The organism is Ruminococcus sp. OM06-36AC (assembly GCF_003438725.1).
Classification (GTDB): Bacteria; Bacillota; Clostridia; order Oscillospirales; family Ruminococcaceae; genus Ruminococcus_C; species Ruminococcus_C callidus.
Genome location: NZ_QSTT01000039.1, coordinates 1 through 6,291 on the forward strand (window position 1 = coordinate 1; position 6,291 = coordinate 6,291).

At 36.8% G+C, this 6,291-nt stretch carries 4 protein-coding genes; 2 read left to right on the top strand and 2 right to left on the bottom strand.

The window, feature by feature from the left end:
- Positions 1 to 226: 226 nt before the first annotated feature.
- On the bottom strand, positions 227 to 793 hold the full coding sequence (locus DXB92_RS12645) for a hypothetical protein (RefSeq protein ID WP_147330066.1): 567 nt from the start codon (positions 791 to 793) through the stop codon (positions 227 to 229).
- Positions 794 to 877: 84 nt separating this feature from the next.
- Positions 878 to 1,417: a hypothetical protein gene (locus DXB92_RS12650; RefSeq protein WP_147330067.1), complete on the bottom strand. Its 540-nt coding sequence runs from the start codon at positions 1,415 to 1,417 to the stop codon at positions 878 to 880.
- Between the two features lie 229 nt (positions 1,418 to 1,646).
- Between DXB92_RS12650 and DXB92_RS12655 the strand changes: the two genes are divergently transcribed.
- On the top strand, positions 1,647 to 3,116 hold the full coding sequence (locus DXB92_RS12655; RefSeq protein ID WP_117734159.1) for an ATP-binding protein: 1,470 nt from the start codon (positions 1,647 to 1,649) through the stop codon (positions 3,114 to 3,116).
- A gap of 689 nt (positions 3,117 to 3,805) precedes the next feature.
- Positions 3,806 to 6,103, top strand: coding sequence for a GDSL-type esterase/lipase family protein (locus tag DXB92_RS14020; RefSeq protein WP_207658606.1), 2,298 nt, complete (start codon positions 3,806 to 3,808; stop codon positions 6,101 to 6,103).
- The last annotated feature ends 188 nt before the right edge of the window (positions 6,104 to 6,291 follow it).

Genomic DNA, 6,291 nt, shown 5'->3' on the forward strand with positions numbered 1-6,291 from the left:
AAACTGGGGCAGAGTTCTTGGCGAGCTGGAGATCATGTACCCCGACAGACTGACTGTTGGAGAAACTTGACAAATTACGGTATTTATTGTATACTGTAAAAAATTGAGCGGCTGTTTTTCAAGCCGCTCGCAATATCGTTTTTTATCACTGTTGTTGAATTTACAGAGATTTTTTCGCAGGGCCCTCATTTTTAATTTAATTCAATTATTCAAGGCGGCTGAGAATTTATTTCAGCACATCATCCAGTGGAATCCAATTATCTCCTGACATATCTTCAGTGTAGATTGTATTATTTATGTACAATTCCTCATCAATGTCGTGCACAAAGCCCCAATGAAGGTTGTACTTCTTGGCGTATTCCTTAAATGCATTAAACTTATTTTCGACCTGACGGTCAATGTTTTTGGTGTGACCAGCCTGCATACCACCCTTAGTTTCGATAATCCAAATATTTTCGTCAGTAGTCTTAATGATGTAATCAGGATAAAAGAGCCACTGTTTTCTGATACCATTCACATAGACGATAGAAAGATACTGTTGACCAGAGTCACCATTCTTGTAAACCCATTCTACACTATCAGCTTTTTCGCAGAAACGTTCAAACAAACGTTCAGAAGTACTTTTTCTTGCTTCTGACGGCAGGAACTCATTTGTATAGCCCTCATAAACATTTTTGATCATTGGCTTGACCTGTTTGACCTCTGTATACTTATAGAGTTCAGTTTCAGGAATTCTGAATTCTACTGTCTTTGCATTTTCAATAAAAGAGAGCTGCTTATTCTGAGTTGCCATAATCTCACGAAATTCCTCTTTAAGTTTCTGAATATTGTTGATTATGAAAGCATAAAAATCGCTTGTGTCAAGAGCCAAAAGCTTTCACGATTTTCGTTTACCCTTACGGAAAAGTCTTTGCAGAATGTTTCTTACACGCTGTGCGGGAATTGTTGTTATCTTCTTGATTTCATCTACACTGTGCATAAGTTGAATACCATGCGTGTGGGTATTTATCTTAGTCTTAACAGAAACTCTTTGTGAACTTGTGGCACTTGAAAGTGCTTCACCATTGCGAAATTCACCCTGAATAACCTTACTATCGATTTCATGTGAGAAGTTATAGCCGTTCATGGATAGCGTTTTTTGATTCTCAGTTTTTATTGTTCCAAGCTTGTACTTGCTTGTATAATGCTCATAGATGAGTTTAAGAAGTTCACGCTCGCCGAGACCGCTGTCTTCATCAAGATTACGCATTTCTTTGACAAGAGTAAAATCCTCAAATCCCTTCTTCAAAAACAGCTTACGCACCTGATGCGCCTTGTCCATTTCAGTCATCAATCCCTGCTTATACTTTTCATCAAGTGTATAAATATAGCAGAGGTCAAGACAACCTGGAAATGTATAATGCTTACGTTCTGGCATTCGGCGTATTCTACCGATAGTCTGTATCTGAAAATCTTCACTTCCGCCTTCACGGAGTTTGACAAGAATTTTCGCACGGGGACAGATATTGAAAACAGTCAGATAGATGAACAATAATTCAGATGGCTTTTCTTTTCATTATATTCACTTGCATTTTTTCCAAATCCGTGGTATAATAATATCAAATCACGATTTACTAAACCACGATTAGAGAAAAGGAGCGAGTGCAATGTTTATTGGCAGAAAAGCAGAATTGCAATTTTTAGAGGATAAATATCGTCAAAAAGACGGACAGTTGATTGTCCTGTTTGGTCGCAGACGTGTTGGAAAAACGGAGACACTTCGGCAGTTCTGTAAAGGAAAACCGCATATCTTTTTTTCCTGCAGAGAATGCACAGACAAAATGCAGCTGAAAAACTTTTCAGAAAAACTGTTGAGAGAAAATATTCCGGCTCGTTCTTATATAACAGAATTTTCAGACTGGGAGAAAGCATTTCGTGCCATCACAGAATTGCCATATGGTGATGCAAAAAAGCTGGTGGTGATCGATGAATTTCCTTATATGTATAAGGGCAATCAAAGCATACCGTCCATTTTGCAGAATTTATGGGATGAAATCCTAAAAGACGAGAATGTTATGCTGATTCTGTGCGGAAGTGCAATGAGTTTTATTGAAAAAGAAATTCTTGCAGAAAAGAATCCGCTTTATGGAAGAGCGACCGGAATTTATAAGATGAAAGAAATGGGATTCTACGAAGCCATTCAATTCTTTCCGAATTATTCTGATCGGGATAAAGTACTTGCTTATGCGATTCTTGGTGGTATTCCGCATTATCTGAAACAATTTGACAGCGATCTGACACTTGCAGAGAATATCAAGAAAAATATTCTCACCAAGGGCTGTACACTGTATAGCGAAGTGGAATTTCTTTTGCGACAGGAATTGAGAGAAACACCATTATACAATTCCATCATTGAAGCTGTTGCTCTTGGTAATACCAAACTCAATGAAATCAGTATGAAATCGTTGGTGGATGATACTTCGAAAACAAGCGTATATTTGAAAAATCTGATTGAACTGGAAATTGTCGAACGGGAGTTTTCTGTTTCTGATGGGATAAAAGAGAAAGCAAACACCAATCGTGGACTTTATCATCTGACAGATAATTTCTTTCGGTTCTGGTATGCGTTTGTTTTTACAAATTACTCAGAACTGGAAGGCGGCGATGTAGATGGTGTTTATGAGTATGCCATTGCTCCGCAACTTCACGAGTTTGCAGCATCTGTTTTCGAGGACATCTGTCGGGAATATGTTCGTGAAATGCAAAAAGCCAATGCTCTGCCATTTCGATATTCTCAAATAGGGCGTTGGTGGGGAAAAACGACAGTCAGACGAAAAGATGACAAAAGAGAAGTGCAGGAAACAGAAATTGATATTCTCGCTGTTTCCAAGCACGCAACACAGTATCTGGTAGGGGAGTGTAAGTTTAAAAATAAGCCATTCCGATATTCTGAATATCTGGATACTATTGCAAAACTGTCACCCCAAAAGGAAAAATCAGAATTCTATTATTATCTTTTTTCTGAATCTGGTTTTGATGATAAGATTTTAGAAGAGGCAGCTAATGCTGAAAATATAACCCTTTGCAACTTATCGGATATTGTTGAGAAAAAAGAATTCAGAGACACAGAATTTTGATTTCGATAGAAACCCGGAATTCAATTAACAACAAGCACCATTCAGCTTATTCTCCCGCAAGCAAAGCGATTATTGACATATTTCCACGCATATAAAATCTCGAAAAGACAACCAATCTCCCCACTCACGGAAACCACTATCGCCTACTCCGCCTTGACGGTTATCAATTCTTACGTCTTGGCGCACGTTGAGTGCGTGGTTCTGATTACAAAAAATAAGGGGTAAAAACCCCTATTTTACGTAGTTTTTTGACAACTATAAAATCAACTAAATTCAACTATTTCCTGAAATCTATAAACGGAAACATATCGAAACAGGCAAAAATACGTTATCAGATGTACACAATCGACCTGAAAGGCAAAATTTATGTGCAGATTTGATTAAAACGGCAGATATGTTGTCAGATAGCTTAAGAGTGCCTATTTTACGCTGTTTTGTGAAACTAAATAGTTTGGTGGCTGAGTGGGAAGATTTGGTGGCGGAAAATCATTTGAAACAAAAAGCTTGTTACATAGAATTGTGAAAAGATGAACTTATAAGTAGAGAAGAATTCGGTGTGAAAATGGATTCTCGCTGTTTCTGATGTAAAAATTGATGACTGGAAAGCCGCAGATTTATATGAAGATAATAAAATAAATGTGCTTGACCTTTGTAGAATGAAATTTGAATCAATAAAATGAGGTGTAAAAATGAAAGTAAAAAGAATGTTTGCTTCGATAATATCAGCAGCTGTTATATCTTTATCTTCCGTTACAATTTGTGGAAGTAATATTGCTTATGCTGATTTTTCTTCTAATCCTGTAATCAGCCGTGAATGTCCTGCATATTCTTCTTCGGGAATGGCAGCTTCTGCAAATGATAAATATTACTACTCTTTCTGGAATAGTAATGGTGCTGATTATCTTGCATATGACCTTTCTGACGTTCCAAAAGATGAACGAAAAAAGGTAATTGCGGTATGGTATAATGCAACAGGACAGTTTGATTATACCGTTTTAAATGGAAGTTCCAATGGTGTTCCTTCAGATTATACAATTGAGGTGAATGCTGCTGAAGGTGGAAGCTATCCGAAAGATGGTTGGGAAATTGTTGAAACAGTAACAGGAAATACACTGCATTCTCGTCAGCATGTAGTTGATATGGAAGGATATAATTGGATAAGACTAAATATCAGCGGAAATGATGGAAAAACGGGCGGAAATACGTCAATTAATATGGATATCCATAATGTATCAGACGGAATTTCTGACAGCTTTATATTTTATGGTGATTCAATCACTGCCTGTGGAATGATGAACTGTTACGGAACAGGATTTGCCGAATATGTCAATCAAATAGACGGCAGATATTATCCGATTCAGGAAAACGGCGGTATTGGCGGTATCAGAAGTATAGAGGGTGCTGAAAATATTGATCGCTGGCTTGAATCATTCCCTGGAAAATATGTAAGCATTGCCTATGGCACAAACGATGCGTGGGGAAATCCGTCCGGAACGGAACAGTATTATAATAACACGGAATATATGGTAAAAAGTATTCTCGCTGCTGGAAAAATTCCGATTATTCCAACAATTCCTTATGCAAAAGAATCTGCTGTAGGTGATAATGTTCCTGCATATAATGCAATGATAGAAAAAATATATGAAAAATATCCTCAAGTTATTAAGGGCCCTGATTTCTATGAATTTTTCAAGAAAAATCCTGACTTGTTGAGTAGCGACGGTGTTCACCCTGCTGAAAATGGATATGCAGAAATGCGTAAATTATGGGCAAAAACAATGTATGATGAGATATATTTATCAGAGAATCCGACACCTGAAAAGATTAAAGGTGATGTCAATGTAGATGGAAAATTTGATATAGCTGATGTTGTTACCTTGCAGAAATGGTTACTTGCTGTTTCTGATATAGAACTTGCCAACTGGGAAGCCGCAGATTTATGTGAAGATGGAAAATTGAATGTATTTGACCTTTGTGTTATGAAGCAGAAACTGATTTCAGGAGAAGTCACATCAAATGAAGTTTATGTTGAAAATACAGATGAACTAAAAAATGCTCTTAAAAATGCCAAAGCAGGTGATGAAATCATACTTGCCGAGGGTGAATATGTTTATAGCGGCGATACACCAAAAGGATATATGTTTACAAGTTCGGCAGATGGAACAGAAGCAAATCCTATTATAATTCATTCTGAAAATCCCGAAAAACCTGCTATTCTTTCAGGTTCTTCAACTTCTGAAAATTATGTTTTAGATATTTCAGGCGACTGGTGGGAAATTAAAGATTTAAAAGTCACGAATGCACAAAAAGGCATTATTCTTGATAATTCAAATCATACAGAGATTATAAATTGCGAAGTATATAATATCGGTTCTGAGGGGATTCATTTCAGAGATAACAGTTCTTATTGTCTTGCGGAAAATTGTTATGTTCATGATACAGGTGTTGTATCTCCCGGATATGGTGAAGCTGTTTACGTCGGCAGTGCCAAAAGCACTTCAGGTTATGGTCATGATTGTCATTACAATACAATCAGAAACTGTAAACTTGGTCCGAATGTTGCTGCTGAACACGTTGACATAAAAGAATACACAATCGGAACAACTGTGGAAAATTGTACATTTAACGGAACAGGAATGAGCGGTGAAAATTATGCAAAAAGCTTCGTAAATATCAAAGGAAATGACTGCGTGATAAGAAATAATGTTGGTTATAGAAATGGCTGTACAGCAATTCAGCGTGCATTTGAACAAAATAATGTTGTAGACGGCTGGGGACAGAATGCCACTGTGTACGGCAATAAGGTTTATATGGATACTGCAACTAATGCTTTAGGTAAGAAAATGTACTTTTTGAATGCATGGGATTGTTCTGCTACTGTCTGGGATAACTTTATGGCTTACGAGGGTGAACTTTTTTCTGTAGATAATGAAGATGACCATTGGAAGTATTATAACTGTAATTTGCTTACTTATGAAAGCAAATAAGATTTAAAGCAACACTGCACAATATGTCTGATAGCTTTGTACGCAGTTCGGTGAAAAATTAGACTACATACAGATTTAGTTTGGTTTTGATTTAAGAATATTTTAAAAAACATAACCCCTCCGTCAGATTTAATTCTGAAATGCTCCCCTTTTGTTAGACAATATGGTATAATAGAAATATACCAATT

Excerpts from the sequence above, each read along its gene's own strand:
- DXB92_RS12645 (WP_147330066.1), bottom strand. The coding sequence starts at position 793 with ATGGCAACTCAGAATAAGCAGCTCTCTTTTATTGAAAATGCAAAGACA.
- DXB92_RS12655 (WP_117734159.1), top strand. The coding sequence starts at position 1,647 with ATGTTTATTGGCAGAAAAGCAGAATTGCAATTTTTAGAGGATAAATAT.
- DXB92_RS12650 (WP_147330067.1), bottom strand. The coding sequence starts at position 1,417 with ATGCCAGAACGTAAGCATTATACATTTCCAGGTTGTCTTGACCTCTGC.
- DXB92_RS14020 (WP_207658606.1), top strand. The coding sequence starts at position 3,806 with ATGAAAGTAAAAAGAATGTTTGCTTCGATAATATCAGCAGCTGTTATA.